Origin of the sequence: Candidatus Symbiopectobacterium sp. NZEC127 (genome assembly GCF_025962675.1) — a bacterium.
Taxonomy (GTDB): domain Bacteria; phylum Pseudomonadota; class Gammaproteobacteria; order Enterobacterales; family Enterobacteriaceae; genus Symbiopectobacterium.
Window position 1 is genome coordinate 48,686 of the sequence record NZ_JAGFPG010000001.1, and the last position, 22,904, is coordinate 71,589.

At 54.4% G+C, this 22,904-nt stretch carries 16 protein-coding genes; 7 read left to right on the top strand and 9 right to left on the bottom strand.

All coding sequences use genetic code 11. The features are described from left to right. Positions 1–122: 122 nt before the first annotated feature. Both fusA and mltB read left to right on the top strand, forming a co-directional pair. Entirely contained in the window at positions 123–2,225 is a 2,103-nt protein-coding gene (fusA, locus tag J5069_RS00220) for an elongation factor G (RefSeq protein ID WP_264641967.1), read from the top strand. A gap of 176 nt (positions 2,226–2,401) precedes the next feature. Next, on the top strand, positions 2,402–3,547 hold the full coding sequence (mltB, locus tag J5069_RS00225) for a lytic murein transglycosylase B (protein ID WP_264641968.1): 1,146 nt from the start codon (positions 2,402–2,404) through the stop codon (positions 3,545–3,547). Between the two features lie 3 nt (positions 3,548–3,550). Here mltB and J5069_RS00230 read toward each other — a convergent pair whose 3' ends face one another. The 9 genes from J5069_RS00230 to nifJ form a co-directional block, all read right to left on the bottom strand. Then, entirely contained in the window at positions 3,551–4,990 is a 1,440-nt protein-coding gene (locus J5069_RS00230) for a glycoside hydrolase family 1 protein (protein ID WP_264641969.1), read from the bottom strand. Between the two features lie 28 nt (positions 4,991–5,018). Beyond that, positions 5,019–6,488, bottom strand: a complete 1,470-nt coding sequence (locus tag J5069_RS00235) for an FGGY-family carbohydrate kinase (RefSeq protein WP_264641970.1) — start codon at positions 6,486–6,488, stop codon at positions 5,019–5,021. A 35-nt stretch (positions 6,489–6,523) separates the two neighbouring features. After that, positions 6,524–7,786 (bottom strand): PTS sugar transporter subunit IIC, encoded by a 1,263-nt coding sequence (locus tag J5069_RS00240; RefSeq protein WP_264641971.1) that lies wholly within the window; start codon positions 7,784–7,786, stop codon positions 6,524–6,526. Between the two features lie 106 nt (positions 7,787–7,892). After that, entirely contained in the window at positions 7,893–10,622 is a 2,730-nt protein-coding gene (locus J5069_RS00245; protein ID WP_264641972.1) for a sigma 54-interacting transcriptional regulator, read from the bottom strand. A gap of 134 nt (positions 10,623–10,756) precedes the next feature. Then, complete coding sequence (locus J5069_RS00250; RefSeq protein ID WP_264627681.1) at positions 10,757–11,050, bottom strand: PTS sugar transporter subunit IIB; 294 nt, start codon at positions 11,048–11,050, stop codon at positions 10,757–10,759. Positions 11,051–11,065: 15 nt separating this feature from the next. Then, entirely contained in the window at positions 11,066–11,437 is a 372-nt protein-coding gene (locus J5069_RS00255; RefSeq protein WP_264627684.1) for a PTS lactose/cellobiose transporter subunit IIA, read from the bottom strand. 287 nt (positions 11,438–11,724) lie between these two features. Beyond that, a complete protein-coding gene (locus J5069_RS00260; RefSeq protein ID WP_264641973.1) occupies positions 11,725–13,146 on the bottom strand; it encodes an esterase/lipase family protein in 1,422 nt (473 codons plus the stop codon). 43 nt (positions 13,147–13,189) lie between these two features. Further along, positions 13,190–13,627 carry a hypothetical protein gene (locus tag J5069_RS00265; protein ID WP_264641974.1) on the bottom strand — a complete coding sequence of 146 codons (438 nt, stop codon included), beginning with the start codon at positions 13,625–13,627 and terminating at the stop codon, positions 13,190–13,192. A gap of 245 nt (positions 13,628–13,872) precedes the next feature. Next, entirely contained in the window at positions 13,873–17,385 is a 3,513-nt protein-coding gene (gene nifJ / locus J5069_RS00270; RefSeq protein WP_264641975.1) for a pyruvate:ferredoxin (flavodoxin) oxidoreductase, read from the bottom strand. 476 nt (positions 17,386–17,861) lie between these two features. On the opposite strand from nifJ, the gene nifH reads away from it, so the two are divergent. The 5 genes from nifH to J5069_RS00295 all read left to right on the top strand — a co-directional run bounded on the left by nifH (position 17,862) and on the right by J5069_RS00295 (position 22,838). Continuing rightward, positions 17,862–18,743, top strand: a complete 882-nt coding sequence (gene nifH / locus J5069_RS00275) for a nitrogenase iron protein (RefSeq protein ID WP_264641976.1) — start codon at positions 17,862–17,864, stop codon at positions 18,741–18,743. 57 nt (positions 18,744–18,800) lie between these two features. Next, positions 18,801–20,249, top strand: coding sequence for a nitrogenase molybdenum-iron protein alpha chain (gene nifD / locus J5069_RS00280; protein WP_264641977.1), 1,449 nt, complete (start codon positions 18,801–18,803; stop codon positions 20,247–20,249). 55 nt (positions 20,250–20,304) lie between these two features. After that, complete coding sequence (gene nifK / locus J5069_RS00285; RefSeq protein ID WP_264641978.1) at positions 20,305–21,873, top strand: nitrogenase molybdenum-iron protein subunit beta; 1,569 nt, start codon at positions 20,305–20,307, stop codon at positions 21,871–21,873. A gap of 73 nt (positions 21,874–21,946) precedes the next feature. Then, positions 21,947–22,165, top strand: coding sequence for a putative nitrogen fixation protein NifT (gene nifT, locus J5069_RS00290; protein WP_264641979.1), 219 nt, complete (start codon positions 21,947–21,949; stop codon positions 22,163–22,165). A 10-nt stretch (positions 22,166–22,175) separates the two neighbouring features. After that, entirely contained in the window at positions 22,176–22,838 is a 663-nt protein-coding gene (locus J5069_RS00295; protein ID WP_264641980.1) for a NifB/NifX family molybdenum-iron cluster-binding protein, read from the top strand. Positions 22,839–22,904 lie beyond the last annotated feature (66 nt).

The window sequence follows — 22,904 nt, forward strand, 5'->3', positions numbered from 1 at the left end:
TTCAAAAAAATAGTTCGAATATACTCGAACAGTTGTACTATAATCGTCGCCGTTATCAATCCGGGTTCTCCCTGCGACAGTTCACTGCCACGTCCGAACCCTTTCGTTATTAAGGACACATCATGGCTCGTACAACGTCTATTGACCGTTACCGCAACATTGGCATCTCTGCACACATCGACGCGGGGAAAACCACCACCACGGAGCGCATCCTGTTTTACACCGGGATGAGCCATAAGCTGGGTGAAGTGCATGACGGTGCGGCCACGACTGACTGGATGGCGCAGGAGCAGGAGCGCGGGATCACCATTACCTCTGCGGCAGTGACCTGTTTTTGGCAGGGGATGGACAACCGCTTTGCCCAGCACCGCATCAACATCATCGACACCCCGGGGCACGTGGATTTCACTATCGAGGTAGAGCGCTCGATGCGCGTGCTTGACGGCGCGGTGATGGTGTATGACGCCGTGGGTGGCGTTCAGCCGCAATCGGAAACCGTCTGGCGTCAGGCCAATAAGTACCGGGTTCCGCGTCTGGCGTTCGTGAATAAAATGGACCGCGCCGGTGCCGATTTTTTCCGCGTGCGCCAGATGATGGTTGAGCGCCTGAAGGCCAATCCGGTGCCGATCGTCGTGCCCATCGGCAGCGAAGAGCATTTCAGCGGCGTGGTGGATTTGGTGAAGATGCGTGCCATTTTTTGGGATGATGCCACTCAGGGGATGACCTTCAGCTACCAGCCCATCCCGGCTGAGGTGGTGGAAACGGCGCAGGTATGGCGTGAGCAGATGGTGTCTGCGGCGGCGGAAGCCTCCGAGACGTTGATGGATCGCTATCTTGAGCAGGGCGATCTGAGCGAAGCGGAGATCGTACAAGGCTTGCGTCTGCGCACCATTGCCGGTGAGATTCAGCCTATGCTGTGCGGCAGCGCGTTCAAAAACAAAGGGGTGCAGCGCCTGCTGGATGCCATTGTGGAACTGATGCCCTCACCGCTGGATATTCCGGCGGTGCAGGGGGTGGATGAGCAGGGCGCACCAGCAGAACGCCATGCCGATGACGATGAAGCGTTCTCGGCGTTGGCATTCAAACTGATGAGCGATCCGTACGTCGGTCAATTGACTTTCGTGCGTGTTTATTCGGGCGTGCTGAGCAAAGGCGACAGCGTCTTTAACCCGGTGAAGGGCAAACGGGAACGTATTGGCCGTATCGTACAAATGCATGCCAATACGCGCCACGAGGTCGATGAGATCCGCGCCGGTGATATCGCCGCCTGTGTCGGACTTAAGGATGTCACGACCGGTGATACCTTGTCCGATCCCGATACGGTTATCACGCTGGAACGGATGGTCTTCCCGGAACCGGTGATCGCGTTGGCGATCGAACCGAAAACCAAAGGCGATCAGGAAAAGATGGCGCTGGCCTTGCAGCGATTGGCGGCAGAGGACCCGTCGTTACGCCTGAAAACGGACGAAGAGTCAGGCCAGACCCTTATTGCCGGTATGGGGGAACTGCATCTGGAGATCATCGTTGATCGCATGCGACGTGAATTTGGCGTGGAAGCGAATGTCGGTCGACCGCAGGTGACCTATCGCGAAACGATACGCCAGACGGTAACGGACGTAGAAGGCAAGTTTGTGCGCCAATCTGGCGGCAAAGGGCAGTATGGTCATGTGGTGCTGTCACTCGAACCGCTGGCCGCCGGTGCCGGGTTCACCTTTGTGGATGCCACCAAGGGCGGCGTGGTGCCGCGTGAGTACATCCCCTCGGTGGAAAAAGGGGTGCGGGAAGCGATGAGCAACGGCGTGTTGGCGGGTTATCCGCTGGTGGATGTGAAAGTCACGCTGACGTTTGGTTCCTATCATGAAGTGGACTCGTCAGAAATGGCGTTTCGCATGGCGGCGATCTTCGGTTTTAAAGAGGGAGTAAAACGCGCTCATCCGGTGATTTTGGAACCGATGATGCAGGTGGAAGTGGAAACACCAGAACCCTACGCCGGGAACGTGATGGGGGATTTATCCTCACGGCGTGGCATGGTGCAAGGCATGGAAGAACGGCTGGGTGACCGGGTGATTCGCGCTGAGGTACCGTTGTCAGAGATGTTTGGCTATGCCACCACGCTGCGTTCCATGACCCAAGGGCGCGCTACCTTTACCATGGAGTTCAAGCATTACGCGGAAGCACCGCGCAACGTGATGGAGGCGATTATCACGGCGCGCGCCAAAGCCTAGTGCACCCTTTCATGTGAGTGAAAAACCCCGGCAAACGTTGCCGGGGTTTTCTTTTTTTTGCACTTACCACAACATACCCATTATCGCGCTGTTTCATTTCGATATTTCTGTTTTTTCATACCGAACTTTGGCTTACCATAGCTGTATCCTATCATTTGGCGTTAAATGGCTTTCTGATGCGTTATTTGGCTGTTGTGTTACCCCTGCTGTTGGCTGCCTGTAGCAGCCATGCCCCCGCACCTTCGGCGGCAGATCCTGCCACCCAACCGCCGGTAGCCGGTGGCTTTCTGTTGCAGCCTGAACATACCGGGCCACTGCAACAGGGTGATTTTGCATTCAATAAAGAAACAGACCGTTTTGTTGCGCGAATGGTGCAAGAGCACGGTTTCGATCGCCAGCAATTGCACGATGTCCTGATACAGGCCAAAAAGCTCGATTGGGTGATCCGTTTGATGGATCAGCAAGCACCGGTCTCAGCCGGTGGACCTCCGACGCCAAACGGGGCCTGGGTGCGTTATCGCAGCAAGTTCATTACGCCGGATAACGTGCAAAATGGGGTGCTGTTCTGGAATCAATATAACGACGCATTACAACGCGCCTGGCAAACCTATGGTGTGCCGCCCGAGATCATCGTCGGCATTATTGGCGTGGAAACCCGCTGGGGCCGGGTGATGGGAAAAACCCGCATCATTGACGCCCTGGCGACGCTGGCGTTTGCCTACCCACGCCGTGCCGACTATTTTGCCGGTGAGCTGGAAACCTTCCTGCTGATGGCGCGCAAAGAGGGAGACGATCCGCTCTCGCTCAAAGGCTCCTATGCGGGTGCCATGGGCTACGGCCAGTTTATGCCATCGTCGTTTAAGCAGTACGCGGTCGATTTCAACGGTGATGGGCATATCAACTTGTGGGACCCGGTCGATGCCATTGGCAGCGTGGCCAACTACTTCAAAGCGCACGGCTGGACCGCTGGTGCCGAGGTAGCTATCCCGACACAAGGGCAGGTGCCCAACACCTGGGACAGCGGTTTCAAAACGCGTTATCCAGTGGCGACGCTGACGGCGGCCGGGCTGCGTACTGCCCAACCGCTGATTGGTCATACCGAGGTCAGTTTACTGCGCTTGGATATGGGCAACCAATTCCAATACTGGTTCGGCTTGCCGAATTTCTACGCCATCACCCGCTATAATCACAGCGTCCACTATGCGATGGCCGTGTGGCAACTGGGGCTGGCGGTGAAGCAGGCCAGCCAGGGTAACGCCGTACAGGCAATGCCCACCCGTCAGCCGACGAGTGGGGCGCAGCCTAGCCTGCGCTGGGAATAAACGTCACGCTGGGGCGTTGCCGTTATTGCGGATCAACGCCTGATACCAGTAGAAGCTGTCCTTCTTGATGCGCGTCAACGGGGTGGGATCGAACTCACCCCGATCGATATAGACAAAGCCGTAGCGCTTCTTGAAACCATCGCTCGAACTGAGCACATCGATAAAGGTCCAGGGGTTGTAGGAGATAACCTCTGCACCGTCCTGAATGGCGAGCCGCATCTGCTCGATGTGATCGCAAATATAGGCAATGCGATAGTCGTCGTGCACCTGACCGTCCGGCGTGAGCTCATCGCGTGTACCCAATCCATTCTCTGTCACCATCAGCGGTAGCCGATAGCGTTCATGCAGTTCACGAAATGCCAGGCGAAAGCCAATCGGATCGATCTGCCAGCCATATTCTGTTGCCTTCAGGTAGGGGTTCTTTTCACGCTGATAGTAACCGGGGATTACGGACGCCAAACGATCGCCCGTTTCGTCTTTGATGCGCTCAATGTCCTGTACGCTGATGTCTGCCGGGCAGGCGCTGGCAACGTTGGTGCGATAGTAGTTAAAGGCGATGAAATCCGGCGCATGCTGGCGCAGATAGTCAAAATCACCGTCTTCCACCTGCGGATACCAGCCGTGCTGTTGCAAAAATGCGGTGTAGTAACCGGGATAGTCGCCATAGCAATGCACGTGCAGCATGGCGTGGTTGCGCAGATCGTGGTTGTGACGCGCGGCTAAAACATCTTCAGGGCGCGGTGATGCCGGGTAGATAGGCACATAGGAGACCGCCGGACCAATCTTCGCCTGTGGCAGCAGTTCATGGCAGGCTTCAATCGCCTTGGCGGTCGCCAGAAACATGTGGTGGTTCATCTGATAGCGGCGGCGATCGGCCTCGTTGGCGTCCAGACCCTGCAATCCCATAAGCACATCCACTGACAGCATCAGGTTCTGTTCGTTAATGGTCAGCCAGTATTTCACGCGGTCGCCAAAGGCGCTAAACAAGGTGCGTGCATATTTCTCGAAATCGGCGATGGATTCACGCGCCAGCCAGCCTCCGTACTTTTTATTCAACCCTTCCGGAAAATCGAAATGGTACAGGGTGACGATGGGTTCAATGTGGTGGTGGCGCAGTTCATCAATCAGTGCCAGATAAAAATCAATCCCAGCCTGATTCGGCTCGGCTTCATCGCCATTGGGGAAAATACGGGTCCAGGCGATGGAAAAACGGTAGGAGCGCAGGCCCAGTTCGGCCATCAAGGCGATATCTTCCCGCCAGTGGGTGTAGTGTCCACTGGCGACTGTGGTATCAGCTTGTTGATGAGATTTCAGCAACGCGCGCGTGTCCGCGGTGGAAAGCCCTTTGCCATCCTCCAGATAGCCACCTTCTACCTGAAAAGCGGAGGTGGCGGCGCCCCACAGAAAGTCGGCGGGAAAGTCAGTTTTTATCTTGTTCAGCATGCAATCACCTTGGTGTAGTAGAAAACGGTCATGAGTAAATGTGTTCTCGCACGGTGCGGCTTTTTACCGCCTGCGCTTGATACAGCGCCACGTTGTCCGGCTGCGGCGAGAAGCTCCGTGTGTGTTGATGGCGGGCAATCTGTTGGTGGGCTTGCGCGTAGCTGCGGTAGTGTTGCAGCGTGACCACCGCAGAGATCCAGGCACCCGCCGCCGTGGCGTTCTCATCGAGTGCCACCACCGGGCGGTTGTAAATATCTGCCTGAATCTGGTTGAAGGTGCCGAATTGGGTGATGCCACCCGCGGTGTAGATATCGGTTATTTCCCCCACCAGCGGGGCGATGCCCTGAATCTGGTGATGAAGTTCATGGGCAATACCTTCCAGAATGGCGCGGGCGAAATCCCCCCGTGTGTGGTGCAAGGCGATGTCATAAAAGAACGCTTTTGCTTCACCGGGCGATTGCTGGGCGAGCTTCCCTTTGAAAAAAGGCGACAGCACCAGCCCGTAGCCGCCGGGTGAGGCGGCGCTGACTTCCTGATTGATGGTGTGATAGTCGCCGTCAGCCTGATAGAACGTGCGGTTGAACCAGTCATAGGCGCAACTGGCGGAGAGCAACGCGCCTTCAATCACGATGTTGCCCGGCAGGGCGGCGTGGTTGTAGGCAAAATGGCCGTCGAGTGACGTAGTGCTCAGCGTTGCGGCCATGCCCATGACGTAGGCACCGGTGCCGACATTGACGATCACCCGGTCTGAAGCGAACTGCCCCATGCCCAAGGCGCAGCACTGCTGATCGCCACCGGCGCTGATCACCGGAATGCCCGCCGGCAGACCGACCTGCGCGGCGATCGACGGTTGCAGTGCACCGACCACGCTGCCGGGAGGGAGCAAGGTGCAGAGCTTGTCCTTATCGAGCTCGAACAGCGCCAATAAGCTGTCATCCCACTGCCGGGTGCGCAGGTTAAACAGGTTGGTGCGTGACGCCAGCGAATAGTCGGTACAAAAACGGCCGGTCAGCCTGTGTAGCAGGAAGTCGTGGATGCCGACCAACTTTGCGGCGCGGTGATACAGTGCCGTTTGGTTTTGCTTCAGCCAGCGCATCTTGGCGGCGGAAAACACCGGTGAAATCGGCAGTCCGCAGCGTTGATGCACCTGAGGGGAGGCATCAGCCAGGCTGTCGCACAGCGCCTGTGAGCGCGTGTCTTGCCACATCAGCGTGGGTGACAGCGCGTTGCCTTGCGCATCGACAGCGATAATTGACGAACGCTGTGACGTCAACGCCAGCGCGTGCAGCGCCAACCCCTGAGCGGAGAGATACTGCGCCGCCGCGTGCAGCAGCACCGCCAATGCATCATGCCAACGCTGTGGATCCTGTTCCACGCGTCCGTCATCGAAATAGCGTGGCGTGGTGCTGACGGCGTGCTGAAACTGCGTGGCACCCTGTATGTCGAACAGCACCAGCTTCATCTGTGTGGTGCCGGTATCAATCACGGCGATCGTCATCTGTGCGGCCTCCCTTGTTTCAAATCTGTCTCGCCTCAAGCCTGCGTGGCCTGAGTGCGCATGGTATTATCCAGCCGTTTGAAAAACGGATAGTAAATCAGCGTGTTGAGCACGATCAGAAACACCTGTAGCAGCGCAAACAGCCAACTGCCCTGGATAAAGGCGTTAGCAAATACCGGCATACCGATCACGTTGAACACGCCAATCATGCGTGGCAGCACGTCGGTTGCGATCAGGAAATAGGCGACGGTGACGTTCAGTGCCGGGGCCAGCACGAACGGAATCGCCAGCATCGGATTAAGTACAATGGGAATACCGAAAATAATCGGCTCGTTGATGCACAGGAACGAGGTTGGCAACGCCATACGGCCTAACTTCTTCAACCCTTCACTTTTGGCTTTGAAGGCCATCAACAGGTTCAGACCCAGCGTGGAGCCACTGCCACCCAGACTGGCCCAGATGCCCCAGAAGGCATAGCCGACAATGTGCGGCAGCGGATCGCCGTTTTGGAACGCAGTCAGGTTTTCCAGATCCATCGCCAGATAAAGCGGTTTCCAGATAGTCCCGGTCACCATCGGACCGTGAATGCCAAACAGCCACAGCACGTGCGCTACCACCACAAACGTGATCATGCCGCTGTAAGAGCCGGTGATGCCGAGTAAGGGCTGCTGGATAATAAAGTAAATGTAGGCGTGCAAGCTGCCGGCAGAGGTCAGTTTGAACAGGGCCGCAATGGTGGCAAAAATAATGACGTTGATGATGGCGGGGATCAGGCCGTTAAAGGTCTCCGCGACCACCGGAGGGACATTGTCGCCCATACGTATGGTGAGCTGGCGATCGACGACAAAGGAATAGATTTTATTCACCAGCAGGGCAACCATAATCGCCACAAACAGCCCGCCCGCCCCGAGATATTTAAACGGCATGACCTCCGCGCCATCCACTATCGTCACCGGACTGGTGATCAGAAAGCACATGATAGCAATCGAGCTGACCACCATTTCATTATGGCCCAACGATCCGGCCAGTTTATAAGCAATAAAGAAACACACGTAAATCGACATTATTTTTAACGTCACGCTGGCGGGTAATGCAATCGCCTGCTGTAATCCGTGTGCCTTAATAAAAGCCAAATAACTGTCAATCGGCAGATTCGCCAATAGCGTGGAAAATGCCCCGATAATAAATACTGGAAGTGCAGCGGTAAAACCGTTGGAAATTGACATCAAATATTTGTTGCTTTGCATGTGCGAGGCGGCTAATTGCAGCCCGGACATGGCATTTTGTAGGTTAGCCATCTTTCTTTCCTTTATAATTATACGTACCGGATAGAAAATTTTTGGTATAGAACGCCCGGCAACGTGACTCGCCTGGTCGATGCTTTATATATTTTCTACACATTCATTATGGATATGCGTTAATAACCTCTTTTGTTGATTGACTGATGTCCTGTGAAATAAAAAAACGGCAAAGGGTACATATTTCGTCTTCACTGATGTTCAGCGAAAACGCCTGTTCAATGGCGGCCAGCTCGTGACGAATAAGACGAATCATCGCGTCATGCTGTTGTAGGTAACGCACCTTGTCGGGAAAGTCGCTATGGGTTGGCCCCTCCAGCAAACGATCGAGCAGGCACGCCAGATGCATGGTCAGCCCGATAAGCATATTGGAAGAGAGTGTTATCCCCAGCGCCGCAGACACGCGCGCGTTAAACCCTTTGATGGTAAGCAGCGCCGTATCGGGTTTCACATGCTGCAAAATCTGTGTCAGCGTTTCGGCTACCAGCAGATAGGTAGATTCTCGCTCGATCAGCCGATCCAACGCCGTCACGCCGTCGTAGTACAGCACATCAGCCAGATCGAACTGGGTGAGCGCCGTGGCGAGGGGGAACGGGCTGACCAGCGCAACCAGCGTATAGCGTTGGCCCAGTACAGCCAGTTCCTGATTGAGCTGGGCATCGTTATCAAAACGCTGCGAGAGCACGGCGACGCGCTGCATACGACTCGATAGCGCCTGTGACAGGCGGTTTTCCAATACTTTTGCCGTGCCTTCTCCGGTGGTGCAGATCATCACGATGGCCAGTTTCTTCTCGGCGGCGGCGGGCACGCGGGCGGGTGCTGGATCTCTATCGCGCGGCACTTCCTGTTCAAGCAACTGGTTAACCATCAGCACGTTATGGTACACCTCCTGTAACGGTAGGCCGTTCATGGCGCTCTGGATCGCCTCGACAATGTGCATGGTGCTGATTAACTGTATGGTACGCGTTGCCACATCGCAGTGTTGCGCCAGGGCGGCACCAAAGGTAGTCAGTGAGCCCATATCGACCAGCAACAGCACTTCCGACACGCCTTCGCTGGCCTGAATGTGACGAATAATCCGCTCCAGCACCAACTGCGCCTTTTCGTACAGAGGAACGTTAAAACCCACCGCATAATTGACCCCGAGCAGCTCGTTGGCGGTGGCAACCAGTGCGCTGGCGGTGTCCATCCCGTGCGCCACCACGATCACCTTGACATCGGTCTGTCGCTGCTCCAGATCCCGTTCGCTGTAGACAAAGAACATGGCGAGAAACCCTGCCTCATCAATGGGCAGCGTGATTTCCATCACTCGCTCAATCATGCGCAGGCAATCCAGCGCCGCATTGAAAGCCTCCGGGTGACCGGTGCGAATACGGTTAAGCTGCGGATGGACAATGCTTTTGTTGCGACGCACGCGATCGAGCGCATTTTCAATATGGGTTGCCAAACCGTAATAGACTTTATTGTCCAGCGTGCGCTGCAATTTCCCTTCGGCATAGCGGATGATCTCTTCGGTCAGGCGCAGCACTGCTGCCGTGACCAGATTCTCCAGACGACGCGTATCATATTTGCCCTGATAGCGGCTAATCCGAGTTTGGAAATAGTCCGCGATATCTTTCTCAATCTCTTCTTCCAGGGTATTGCCTTCAATCCCCTGGCTGCGCAGTTCCGACATGCGCAGATTAAGCATGTCGTAAATGTCGTTGAGCGCATCGTCTTCAAACAGCGGCGTGTTGCTGGTGCCAGAGAAGGTGACGCTCTTCTTGTTGATGCCAATAATGGTGTTCCAAATTTGGCGATGCTCAAGATGGGTATACAGCGCCTGACTGACGTGGTTAGGCAGCGTTCGACTGTTGATGGCGAAGCTGGTTTTTTTGCCGGTCATGAATTCCGCATACGCGCCCGCACAGGCGAAACGAATATCCGCTTTGAGCTGACCAATGTTGTTCGGGCAGTCGTAGCTCAGCAGGGCGCGCAGGGCATTTACGGAAACGCTGATACTCTCCTGCAAATGCGCCGCTTCCTGATTGAAAAAAAACTGGATCAGCGCAAAACGTTCCTGAAAGGTGCGTTTTCTCAAGGCAGGTAAATGGATAACCATCGGAAAACGGCGGGTAAAGGTGCGTAACAGGCTGGAGTCCGGCTCTTCCGTGGTGGCGGAAAAAATGCGCACGCTGGCGGTGCGTTCGACCTGCGTTTCCCCTAAACGGCGGAAAATTCCCTTGTCGATAAAGGTGAAAAAGATTTCCTGTCCTTCTGGCGGCAAACGGTGCACTTCATCCAAAAATAGCACCCCGTGATTCGCCTTTTCCAGCAGGCCAACCTTATCTTCATCGGCGCCGGTATAAGCCCCTTTTTTACAACCAAACAATTGCGCCAGCAGCAGTTGCGGATTGTTAGCATAATCGGCGCAGTTAAAAATCACAAACGGAGCCTGTGCCGGCAGTTTGCCGATGGCTTTGGCATACTGGTACATCAGCTCGGCAAACAGGGATTTTCCCACGCCGGTTTCACCCAGAATCAGCATATTCATCCCGTTGGGGGGATAGAACACCGCCGCCTTGGCCTGCTCTATCGCCGGAAACAGACTGGCGTTGCTGCCGATAAACTGCGCGAATTCGCCTTCACTGTTACGGGCCAGGGTTCCTGGGTTGATTGCCTGAAACAGAACGGGTTTACCTTTTATTTTGACCGCTTTTCCTTGCGCGACCAGGCTGTTCAGATCGTTGCTGACATTGGCTCTGGCATAGCCAAGCGCCTCCGCCAACTGCGGGGCGGAGATGCCAGATTCGACGCTAAGCGCCTTCAATTTGTCATAGACGATGTCGATCCGCATGCTCTGGTGCTCCTGATCCATTTGCGCAAAATAGTGCTGGTGCAAGGACTATCATTAGCCTGAGAACTATCTGCTGCCAATATACCGAGTGACGCACGGCGCGGCGAAACAATGCGCCAGTAATAACTGCATGCTCACAAATTACGGGCGAATTCGAGTACCTTTCCACCGTTCATCGAGCCGTAATCTACGGCGTTAATCACCGCGATTTTCAAATTTGGGTAGCGGCTTTTCATCGTGCCTTCAATAAAACTCACCTGCGGCCCGATCAGTAAGACGTCGGTTTTGTCGGCGAAGTTTTTAAAATTGCTTTCCGACGTCGCGTTAATTTCAACATCGAGCGCTTGTTTGACGGCATCCTCACGCATTCTTTTTACCAACATGCCCGTGGAAAAACCGCCCATACAAACCAGCGTAATATGCAACATGGCCTACTCCTTGTTTCAATAATGTGCCTGGGTAAGTGAGAGTGCTTGCACCTGTTTGCTTAATTCAGCCATGTGCTGGTAGCAAGCCACCTGCTGCCGGGCCAAATCTTTCACCGTGATGGCGTTCATCAAATGATCCTGAGCGTGCACCATCAGCAGCGTGACGGGGTGATGCACACCGCGCGCTTCATCTTCTATCAGGTTAGTTTGTGCCTGATGAGCAACACGCAACGCCTCGGTGGCTTGTTCCAACAACTCCTGTGCAGGAGCAAACTCCTGACGCGCCGCGCACTCAATGGCCTTGATGGCATGGCTTCTCGCCTGACCTGCGTTGACAATGATGTTAATCACCAACTCCTCAAAATCGCTATCCACCTGCTCGTTCATCACTACCAGCTCCTTAAATGATGACAATCACTGCTCTGTTTTTCACTGACAAGGTATAAGCAATAACAATGCCAAGAAAATAAAATGATTATTTTCAATGCATTAAATGATGTTTTGGCAAACTGTATCGATCTGTTTTACCCACAGCGCGTTATTGGCAATCGGGATAACGGGGTGAAATACGACACCCAGAAGGGCAGAAGCGGAGGACGTGCTCGCACAGGGGGAGAACGGCGCGAGTGTCTAGCCAGCGCGTCTTAACATAAGACGCGCTGGTGGCGTAGGGTTTAGACTTTGTCGAATCGTGTTAACGCGAACACTTTATTGCCCGGCTGACGCGGTAGAATAATACGCACAAAATGGGTGGAGTTTCGTTTAAACCATCGAGTTGCTGATTCATCTTCGTAATGAATGGGAATCTGCATCTCTGCGCCCAGTTTTAAGTTAGAAAAATAACTGATGTTTTTACCTGGCGCAGCAGCAGAAATCGAGAGGAAAAGTATTGGTTTGTCGCGCTTGGGTAACAATGGATAATAACCTTCTACCAAGTCAGTTCGATCGAAATAGATGTTTCTTCGCGCTGCATTTTGCAAATTGACGTGAACGCCCTGAATGACTGAAGAGTGAAAGTAAACATTGGCCGAATCACTTTGTTTATTGGTATTGGAAAAAAACTCCAAAAAATAATCCGTTACCGGTTGATCCTGATCGTCAGTGACGTAAAAGTTTGCCTGCAAATATTGATGGTAATAGTCGGCGTTTTCTTTTCTTTCCGCTGTTTTTTCACTGAATGCCTGCCACTCTAGTTGAATCTTCAGGTATTGGTCAAACGCGTCGCAGGCCAGCGCCTCTAATATAAACGTGCCCAATTGCGCTTTTTCTTCTGGTGTTTCTTCAATATCGTCCTGATTGCTTTTATCTGCTCTGTCAGGATCAATGACAGAGCCGTGGGTTCGGGTAGGTAATACGGCAAGCGGTATGGAAAAACCATCAAGCCGTGATTGCCAACAAGTGACGGCTTTATCAATGTCACTTTCCCGGAAATCAATCGTGATTCCTTGCGTATTCAAATTGGCGGCACAAACTCTTACTGTGCCGTCAGCGCCATCTTCATTGACGATTTGGCGTAATAGGGAGGTATAGGGATGGGTGCCCACAATTACAAACGGCCAGACTTTATCTTCACCGTAATAGCGTGCCGTGTCGTCAGAATCGGGGCCAATGAGCATATCGCGCTGGGCTAATTCCCACTGGTAGGGTGAGCTCAGTTCAAGATCGTTAAGGATACCTTGCCCGGTATGAAACCAGTTGTTATAGCCCTTGACGATACGCCCCAGCATACTCTTGCCCGTTGCTGCCAGTTTGGATCCATAATTGGCGGGGGCGAGCATAATAAAACGTTTCATCGGACAGGCTTCGGCTTTACCACGGTAGTGTGAGGTGAGCCATTCACGCGTTACCAGTCCCCCGGTACTGTGAACAATAACGTCGAATAAGGGGGGCAACTCTGCTTTTTCCATCATGTCATCGATGACTTGTCCCATCTTTTTGCCGACATCGGCCACACGCACATCGTCATCCAGTGATATATAGTCTCCTAACCATAACTCGGTGGTTGTATAGTTATTTTTTCGTAAGAATTCAGCCAAAGCATAAAATGATTTAGAGGTGTCACTCCACCCATGAATAATTAACACATGTTTTTTCATTGAGGTATCTCCTCGATTGTGTGTGTAAGTCTGAAGTGAATTTTTATTGAAATAAAAAGAAGGTTATTATTTTATTGTCAGTGGGTTCGGGAATTGATTTATGTGCAAATATATGCCACAGCACGATAATGTCGACGGCTACATGTAAAAGCAACGTGAGCGTATATCGGAATTTAAAGCCATCTTCAGCAAAGGCGAGAGATAATTTTTTACTTGTGAAAGGGATATTTTGTGCTTGCAAACGGATTTCATCACGCACGCTGGCGGCCAGTCGTGTACAGGGTAATAGCACGCCTAAATTGGCAAAGAAAAAAACGGCTGCACCCAAGGCGATCCCTATTTTTTGATCAAGAATGAGCGTCTGTTTTCCTGAAAATAACCAACCCGCTATCGCAAATATAGCAACAGACCAATATGTCCAATAAGCATTAATACGGCTTTCAAGTCTTTCATGCAAATCAAGAAGCTCTTTAAATTCCATAAAGGTACGCCGCAAGATTGAACAATCTATGTTGTCAGGGGAGTCTATTCATAATGATTAATCATGAGTGATTATTTTATATTCGCTTTATTTATGATGGCTTTTTGTGATCGATATCAAAAAACGATTCTTTATATTTTTGCTTAGCGTGCAATGCTTTATTTCGGGTTGGGGTTTACATCTACCAACCCGATAATAAGGAAAGCATTATTCCATTAGGTGTGCCAGAGATACCCGAAACTCGATCAGCCCTCCGCCAACCGACGATAACGTTCAAAGCGATCTTTGGCATCCTGCTCGGTTTGCTCAAACAGGCTGTCGGCGACTGCCGGATGCTGGCGTTTGAGCGAGGCATAGCGCACTTCGCCCATCAGAAAGGCTTGAAAATCCTCTTCCGGCTCGTCCGAATCGAGCACAAACGGGTTTTTGCCTTTATCCTGGCGCAGCGGATCGAAGCGATACAGGTGCCAGTAACCGGCGTCCACCGCGCGTTTTGCCTCGCGCTGGCTGCATCCCATGCCTGCGCTCAGTCCGTGGTTGATACAGGCCGCGTAGGCGATGATCAACGACGGGCCCGGCCAGGCTTCCGCTTCGGCAATGGCGCGCAGCGTTTGCGCCTTATCGGCCCCCATGGCAATCTGCGCCACATAAACGTTGCCGTAGCTCATCGCCATCATACCGAGATCTTTTTTGCGCGTGCGTTTCCCCTCTGCGGCAAACTTGGCGATGGCCGCTACCGGTGTGGATTTGGACGACTGGCCGCCGGTGTTGGAATACACCTCGGTATCGAATACCAGCACATTGATATCTTCCCCAGAAGCCAGCACGTGATCCAACCCGCCATAGCCAATATCGTAGGCCCAGCCGTCGCCACCGAAGATCCACTGCGACGGTTTCGGCAGATAGTCGCGATTCTGGTAGATGCGTGCCAGCAGCGGTGAGGTGGTGTGTTCCTGCGCCAACTGGGCGATAACGGCTTCAGCCCGTGCCCGCGTGCCATCGCCGCGCTCTTTGTGCTCCAGCCAGTCGGTGAGCACGGTATGCAATGCCGGGGTGATAGGCAACGCCAGCGCGGTTTGAATATCGCTCGCCACTTGTGCACGCACGGCCCGGCTGCCGAGTAACATCCCTAAACCGAATTCGGCGTTGTCTTCAAACAGCGAGTTGGCCCAAGCCGGGCCTTGCCCCTTGTGGTTGGTGGTGTACGGGATCGACGGTGCGCTCGCGCCCCAGATTGACGAGCAACCTGTCGCATTGGCTACCAACATGCGATCGCCAAACAGTTGCGTCAGCAAGCGCGCATAAGGCGTCTCTCCGCAACCGGCGCAGGCACCGGAGAATTCCAGCAGCGGTGTTTCAAACTGGCTGCCTTTGACGGTGGTTTTGCTAAACGGGTTCACTTTGGGCGACAGTGCCAGCACATGTTCCCATAGTCCAACCTGATGCCGCTGGCTTTCCAGCGGTTGCAGGGTGAGTGATTTGCCACGTGACGGGCAGATATCCGCACAGTTGCCGCAACCGGAGCAATCCAGCGGCGATACCGACAGATGATACTCCATCGTCTTGGCCCCTTGTGCCGGGGTGCTGAGCAAGGAAACCGGCGCTGCTGCGCGCTCTTCCTCATTCAACAATGCCGGGCGGATAGCCGCGTGCGGGCAGATAAAGGCGCACTGGTTACACTGGGTGCAGCCTTCCGGCTGCCAAACCGGAACCTGAATCGCAATGCCGCGTTTCTCATAGGCTGCGGTACCGGGGGGAAAGGTGCCATCTTCCATGCCAATAAAGGCGCTGACGGGCAACGCGTCACCTTCCTGGCGGTTCATCGGTTCCAGAATCTGGCGGATAAAATCGGGTACGGCGCGCGCGAGCGGGCGTGTGTCATCGGGCAGCGTGGCCCACACTGTGGGGATAGCCACTTCCACCAACGCCTGCATACCCTGATCGATCGCGGCATGGTTCATCTCCACCACCTTTGGCCCTTTACTGCCATAGGATTTAACCACCGCGCTTTTTAAATAGTCGGCGGCGGTTTCCGGAGGAATAATGTTGGTGAGCTTAAAGAAGGCGGCCTGCATGATCATGTTAAAGCGCCCGCCCAGGCCGAGACGTTGAGCAATCTGCACCGCATTGAGGGTGTAGCAGCGAATGTGGTTCTGGGCCAGATAGCGCTTCATGGCGGTGGGCAGCTTTAACGCCAGCTCATCCGGCGTCCAGGTGCAGTTGAGTAGAAAAGTCCCGCCCGGTTTCAGCCCGGCCAGCAGGTCATATTTTTCGACGTAGCTCTGTTGCGAACAGGCAATAAAATCCGCGTGATGAATAAGATAGGGTGAGGTGATCGGGCTTTGCCCAAATCGCAGGTGAGAGACGGTGATCCCACCCGATTTCTTCGAGTCATAGGAGAAATAAGCCTGGGCATAGAGCGGCGTTTTATCGCCGATAATCTTGATGGCGCTTTTGTTGGCACCCACCGTGCCGTCCGATCCCAGCCCCCAGAATTTGCAGGCGGTGGTGCCGACGCGCGCGACATCAATAACCGCGCTGGCCTGCGGCAGTGAGGTGTGGGTGACATCATCGGTGATGCCGACGGTAAAGCCATCCTGCGGCAGTGGCCGGGTAAGATTCTCAAAGACCGACACGATGTGCGTTGGCAAAATGTCCTTGCCGCCCAACCCGTAACGACCGCCGACGATCAGTGGCGGCTGAGCGTGACGATAGTAGGCATTTTTCACGTCCAGACACAGCGGCTCCGTTTGCGCGCCGGGTTCCTTGGTGCGATCCAGCACGGCAATGCGTTGTACCGAATCCGGGATCTGCGCAAAGAAGTGCGACAGCGAGAACGGGCGGTACAAATGCACCGTCAGCAATCCCACTTTCTCACCGCGCTGGTTGAGATAATCCACCGTTTCCTGAATGGTTTCGCATACCGATCCCATGGCAACGATCATCCGTTCGGCATCGGGCGCGCCGTAATAATTAAACAGATGGTATTCACGTCCGGTGAGTCGGGTGATGTCAGCCATGTAACTTTCCACCATCGCAGGCAGCGCGTCGTAAAAACGGTTGGCGGATTCTCGTTCCTGAAAGTAGATATCCGGGTTTTGCGCCGTGCCGCGCACCACCGGATGGTCGGGGTTCAACGCGTTGCGGCGAAAGCGGTTGAGCGCGTCGCGGTCCAGCAGCGGTTCCAGCTCATCGTACTCCAGCACTTCAATCTTCTGGATCTCATGGGAGGTGCGAAAGCCGTCAAAGAAATTGATAAAGGGCACGCGCCCTTTGATGGCCGTCAGATGCGCGACCGCAGACAGATCCATCACTTGCTGTACGCTGCTTTCTGCCAGCATGGCGCAGCCGGTTTGGCGCACCGCCATTACGTCCTGATGATCGCCAAATATATTGAGCGAGTTGGTCGCCAATGCCCGGGCACTGACGTGAAACACTCCCGGCAACAGTTCGCCGGCGACTTTATACAGGTTGGGGATCATCAACAGCAGCCCCTGCGAAGCGGTATAGGTGGTGGTGAGCGCTCCGGCCTGTAGCGCACCGTGCACTGCACCGGCAGCGCCGGCTTCGGACTGCATCTCGATCAAACGCACCGGCTGGCCGAACAGGTTTTTTTTATGCTGTGCGGCCCATTCGTCCACGTTTTCCGCCATCGGCGTGGAGGGCGTGATGGGATAGATAGCGGCCACGTCGGTAAAGGCGTAAGAGATGTAGGCGGCGGCGGCATTTCCATCCATCGTTTTCATTTTTCTGCTCATGCGGGCTTCCTCATTGGTATGGCGCGGGTGATTACGGGGCGCAGAGCGGTCGCGCCATCGATTCGCCGTTTCAGCGAGGCTTGAAGCACAGCCTGTGCCATTTCGCTATCGAGATGAAAAAATGTTTTTATTGAATGGGTTATGCGCTTTTCTTTGCTTCTGGTGCGGTGTGCCATCAGGGAAAATTGCATGAAATAAGACAGAAAGCACCACATCCTGTCGTGCAGCCAACAAACTGTCGTGCCTGTCACCGCAAAACCGCGTTGCCGCTCCTCCGTGGCGCGATTGTCCGCTTTACAACAATTGGTTTGCCCTTTGTCTTGTGTTTGTTTCTTCCCCGGCGGCTAAGCTTCTAACAAAATGAATACTTTCAATATATTAACCGTTTTGGCATGGCTGGTACGTTCCCTGCAACAGGGAGAATGCAACATATTCGGCGTACCACACGCCGCCAACCCGAAACAGGAGAAGCAATCATGGCTTTGCGTCAATGTGCCATCTATGGCAAAGGGGGGATTGGTAAATCCACCACCACTCAGAATCTGGTCGCCGCACTGGCGGAAATGGGCAAGAAGGTCATGATCATCGGTTGTGACCCCAAGGCGGACTCCACGCGTTTGATCCTTCACGCCAAAGCGCAGAACACCATTATGGAAATGGCGGCAGAAGTCGGTTCAGTTGAAGACCTCGAACTGGAAGATGTTTTGCAAATTGGCTACGGCAACGTGCGCTGCGCCGAATCCGGTGGTCCGGAGCCGGGTGTGGGCTGTGCGGGACGTGGGGTGATCACCGCCATCAACTTCCTGGAAGAAGAAGGGGCGTATGAGGAAGATCTTGATTTTGTGTTCTACGACGTCTTGGGCGACGTGGTGTGCGGCGGCTTCGCCATGCCGATTCGCGAGAACAAAGCGCAGGAGATTTACATTGTGTGCTCCGGCGAAATGATGGCGATGTATGCCGCTAACAACATTTCCAAAGGGATCGTGAAATACGCCAAAACCGGCAAGGTGCGTTTGGGGGGATTGATTTGCAATTCGCGTAATACCGATCGTGAAGATGAGCTAATCGTTGCGCTGGCAGAAAAACTCGGCACGCAGATGATCCACTTCGTACCGCGCGACAACATCGTACAGCGCGCTGAAATTCGCCGTATGACGGTCATCGAATATGACCCGAACTGCAAGCAGGCTAACGAATACCGCACGCTGGCCCAGAAGATTGTCAACAACACCATGAAAGTGATCCCAGTGCCTTGCACCATGGATGAACTGGAAGATCTGCTGATGGAATTCGGCATCATGGAAGAGGAAGACACCAGCATCATCGGTAAAACCGCTGCCGAAGAGAATGCGGCCTGATTGCTCAACGGCGTCAGCCCCCGCCCGTGGGAGCCTTGATGCAGAAGGAACAGTGAAATGACAAACGCAACCCGTGAACGCAATCAGGCGATCATCCAGGAAGTGCTGGAGGTTTTCCCTGAGAAAACGCGCAAAGAGCGCCAAAAACACATGATGGTTACCGACCCGGCGCAGGAGAGCGTGGGGAAGTGCCTGGTATCAAACCGTAAATCGCAACCGGGCGTGATGACGGTGCGCGGCTGCGCCTACGCCGGTTCCAAAGGCGTGGTGTTTGGACCGATCAAAGATATGGCCCATATCTCACACGGTCCGATTGGCTGCGGCCAATACTCCCGTGCCGGACGCCGCAACTATTACACCGGGGTCAGCGGCGTAAACAGCTTTGGCACCCTGAACTTTACCTCGGATTTTCAGGAAAAGGACATCGTGTTTGGTGGTGACAAGAAACTCACCAAACTGATTGAAGAGCTGGAAATGCTGTTCCCGCTCAGTAAAGGGATCTCCATTCAATCGGAATGCCCGGTGGGATTGATTGGCGATGATATCGAAGCAGTGGCGAATACCAGCCGTAAAGCGATCGGTAAACCGGTGGTGCCGGTGCGCTGCGAAGGGTTTCGCGGCGTGTCGCAATCCCTCGGTCACCACATTGCCAACGACGTGATCCGCGATTGGGTGCTGGATAACCGTGAAGGGAAACCCTTTGAATCCACGCCGTATGACGTGGCGATCATCGGGGACTACAACATCGGCGGTGACGCCTGGGCGTCGCGTATTCTGTTGGAAGAAATGGGGTTGCGCGTGGTGGCGCAGTGGTCAGGCGATGGCACGCTGGTGGAAATGGAAAACACCCCTAACGTGAAATTGAATCTGGTGCACTGCTACCGTTCGATGAACTACATCTCGCGGCATATGGAAGAGAAGCACGGTATTCCCTGGATGGAATACAACTTCTTTGGCCCGACCAAGATTGCCGAATCGCTGCGCAAAATCGCCGAGCAGTTTGATGACACCATCAAGCAAAACGCCGAAGCGGTGATTGCCCGCTATCAGGCGCAAACGGAGGCGATTATCGCCAAGTATCGTCCGCGTTTGGAAGGGCGTCGGGTGCTGCTGTATCTCGGCGGTTTGCGTCCACGCCATATCATCGGTGCTTATGAAGATCTCGGCATGGAGATTATCGGTACCGGTTATGAATTCGGCCACAACGACGACTATGACCGCACGCTGCCGGATCTGAAAGAAGGCACCCTGCTGTTTGATGATGCCAGCAGCTATGAGCTGGAAGCGTTCGTCAAGGCGCTGAAACCCGATTTGATCGGCTCTGGCATTAAAGAAAAGTACATCTTTCAAAAAATGGGCGTGCCTTTCCGCCAGATGCACTCCTGGGATTACTCCGGTCCGTACCACGGCTATGACGGTTTCGCCATTTTTGCCCGTGACATGGACATGACGCTGAATAACCCCTGTTGGCGTGAACTGACGGCTCCGTGGCTGAAATCGGCCTAACCCTTATCCTGATATCCCGTTTGTTCACCGATTTGTGGCGCGGGAGGAGTACACCATGAGTCAAACTGCTGAAAAAACACAGTCCTGCTTTCCGTTGTTTGAGCAGGATGAATACCAGGCGCTGTTTCACAATAAACGCCCGATGGAAGAGGCGCATGATGAGCAGCGTGTGCGTGAGGTCTTCGAGTGGACCACCACCCCGGAGTACCAGGAACTTAACTTTGCGCGCGAAGCGCTGACCATTGATCCGGCGAAAGCGTGCCAGCCGCTAGGCTCGGTATTGTGTGCGCTGGGTTTTGCCAACACCTTGCCCTATGTCCACGGCTCTCAGGGGTGCGTTGCCTATTTTCGCACCTATTTTAACCGTCATTTCAAGGAGCCCGTCGCCTGCGTTTCCGACTCCATGACGGAAGACGCCGCGGTGTTTGGCGGGAATAACAACCTGAATGCCGGTTTGCAGAACGCCAGCGCGCTCTACAAACCGGAGATGATTGCGGTTTCCACCACCTGCATGGCGGAAGTGATTGGCGATGACCTGCAAGCGTTTATCGCCAATGCCAAGAAAGACGGGTTTGTGGACGCGCAAATGCCGATCCCCTACGCCCACACGCCGAGCTTTATCGGCAGCCATATCACCGGCTGGGACAACATGTTTGAAGGGGTTGCACGCACTTTTACCGGCGGTGAAGACAAACACTACCAGCCAGGCAGCCTGGCGCGTCTGAATCTGGTTACCGGCTTTGAAACCTATCTGGGTAACTACCGGGTGCTGAAACGCATGATGGAACAGATGGGGGTGCCGTGCGCCATCCTGTCCGATCCGACTGAGGTGCTGGATACGCCAGCCGACGGCCACTACCGCATGTACGCTGGCGGTACCACCCAGCAACAGATGCGCGACGCACCGAACGCCATCGATACGCTGCTGCTGCAACCGTGGCACCTGATAAAAACCAAGAAAATGGTGCAGGAGAACTGGAACCAGCCGGCCACCGAGGTGACGGTGCCGATTGGGCTGGATGCGACGGACAAACTGCTGATGGCGGTTAGCGCACTGACCGGCGTGCCGGTCGGCGAGGCGTTGACGTTAGAGCGCGGCAGGCTGGTGGATATGATGCTGGATTCCCACACCTGGCTGCACGGCAAACGCTTTGGCCTGTACGGCGACCCGGATTTTGTGATGGGGCTGACGCAATTCCTGTTGGAGTTGGGCTGTGAACCGACGGTGATCCTGTGCCATAACGGCAACAAGCGTTGGCAGAAAGCGATGAAAAAAATGCTGAGTGCCTCTCCCTATGGGCAGGAGAGTGACGTGTATATCAACTGCGATCTGTGGCATTTTCGCTCGCTGATGTTCACCAACAAGCCGGATTTTATGATCGGCAACTCCTACGGCAAATTTATTCAGCGCGACACATTGGCGAAGGGGGAACAGTTTGAAGTGCCGTTAATCCGCCTGGGATTCCCCATTTTCGATCGCCATCATCTGCATCGCCAAACCACCTGGGGCTATGAAGGGGCGATGTCGATTCTCACGCAGTTGGTCAATGCGGTACTGGAGAAGCTCGACAGAGATACCATGAAGCTCGGCAAGACCGACTACAACTTCGATCTTGTTCGTTAATCCCCTGACCAAAGTGGCCTGCTTTGCGGCCCGGCACTGTCCGGGCCGTCACCTTGCCACTGAGGAGGTGTGTATGCCGATAGTGATTTTCCGTGAGCGCAACGCGCAGCTGTATTGCTATATCGCCAAGCAGGATTTGGAGGCGAGGGTGATCGGAATAGAGTTTGACCGTCAGGATTGCTGGGGGGGGGAGGTGGCGTTGGAAGGGGGAAAACGCTACTACGTGAACCCACAAACGGAAAAACCGCAGTTTCCCATCAGCCTGCGCGCCTCGCGTCCCGGCCTGGCATGAGGAGGTGAAGATGTCTGATGATGATCGTCTGTTCTGGCGACTGTTTGCGCTGATGCATTGCCTGCCAGAGCTGTCCTCGCCGCAACTGTTACGCTGGATTGCGCAACAGGATGAGGCCTCGCTCGATCTGGCCTATTTGTCGTCGCTGGATCAACCACAACTGATGGCGCGTTTTCCCGGCGATCGCGCGGTAATGACCCGGGGCCGGTGGCAACGGGTGATGGCGTGTCTGCGCGGTGAACTGCCTGCGCATCTGGCGGTAATGTCGCCGCCGGGGCGCGAACCGCAACTGCTGGTGGCCTTTTCGTCACAGGATGGTATCGCGATTAACGGCCATTTTGGGCAGTGTCGCCTGTTTTTTATCTATGCGTTTGATGGCAACGGCTCGTGGCTACACGGGTTGCGTCGTTATCCCAGCGAACCGGGGGAGCAGGAAAGCAACGAAGTGCGTGCTCAACTGCTTGCCGGCTGCCACCTGCTGTTCTGTGAAGCGATTGGCGGCCCGGCCGCAGCGCGGATTATTCGCCACAATATTCATCCGATGAAGGTGCCGCCCGGTACCACCGTCTCTTCACAACGTGACGCTTTACAAACGCTGATGGCCGATCGCCTGCCGCCTTGGCTGGCAAAACGGCTGGAGAAAGGTAACCCGCTTGAGACGCGGGTGTTTTAGCTATCGTAATAACCATGCCGTTCCCGCGTAAGCGGGAACGGTTAACCGCGTAAATGCCTTTCTTGC

Excerpts from the sequence above, each read along its gene's own strand:
- J5069_RS00245 (WP_264641972.1), bottom strand. The coding sequence starts at position 10,622 with ATGCGGATCGACATCGTCTATGACAAATTGAAGGCGCTTAGCGTCGAA.
- J5069_RS00230 (WP_264641969.1), bottom strand. The coding sequence starts at position 4,990 with ATGCTGAACAAGATAAAAACTGACTTTCCCGCCGACTTTCTGTGGGGC.
- J5069_RS00295 (WP_264641980.1), top strand. The coding sequence starts at position 22,176 with ATGTCTGATGATGATCGTCTGTTCTGGCGACTGTTTGCGCTGATGCAT.
- mltB (WP_264641968.1), top strand. The coding sequence starts at position 2,402 with ATGCGTTATTTGGCTGTTGTGTTACCCCTGCTGTTGGCTGCCTGTAGC.
- J5069_RS00250 (WP_264627681.1), bottom strand. The coding sequence starts at position 11,050 with ATGTTGCATATTACGCTGGTTTGTATGGGCGGTTTTTCCACGGGCATG.
- J5069_RS00260 (WP_264641973.1), bottom strand. The coding sequence starts at position 13,146 with ATGAAAAAACATGTGTTAATTATTCATGGGTGGAGTGACACCTCTAAA.
- nifH (WP_264641976.1), top strand. The coding sequence starts at position 17,862 with ATGGCTTTGCGTCAATGTGCCATCTATGGCAAAGGGGGGATTGGTAAA.
- nifD (WP_264641977.1), top strand. The coding sequence starts at position 18,801 with ATGACAAACGCAACCCGTGAACGCAATCAGGCGATCATCCAGGAAGTG.
- nifT (WP_264641979.1), top strand. The coding sequence starts at position 21,947 with ATGCCGATAGTGATTTTCCGTGAGCGCAACGCGCAGCTGTATTGCTAT.
- J5069_RS00240 (WP_264641971.1), bottom strand. The coding sequence starts at position 7,786 with ATGGCTAACCTACAAAATGCCATGTCCGGGCTGCAATTAGCCGCCTCG.
- J5069_RS00235 (WP_264641970.1), bottom strand. The coding sequence starts at position 6,488 with ATGACGATCGCCGTGATTGATACCGGCACCACACAGATGAAGCTGGTG.
- J5069_RS00255 (WP_264627684.1), bottom strand. The coding sequence starts at position 11,437 with ATGAACGAGCAGGTGGATAGCGATTTTGAGGAGTTGGTGATTAACATC.
- nifK (WP_264641978.1), top strand. The coding sequence starts at position 20,305 with ATGAGTCAAACTGCTGAAAAAACACAGTCCTGCTTTCCGTTGTTTGAG.
- nifJ (WP_264641975.1), bottom strand. The coding sequence starts at position 17,385 with ATGAGCAGAAAAATGAAAACGATGGATGGAAATGCCGCCGCCGCCTAC.
- fusA (WP_264641967.1), top strand. The coding sequence starts at position 123 with ATGGCTCGTACAACGTCTATTGACCGTTACCGCAACATTGGCATCTCT.
- J5069_RS00265 (WP_264641974.1), bottom strand. The coding sequence starts at position 13,627 with ATGGAATTTAAAGAGCTTCTTGATTTGCATGAAAGACTTGAAAGCCGT.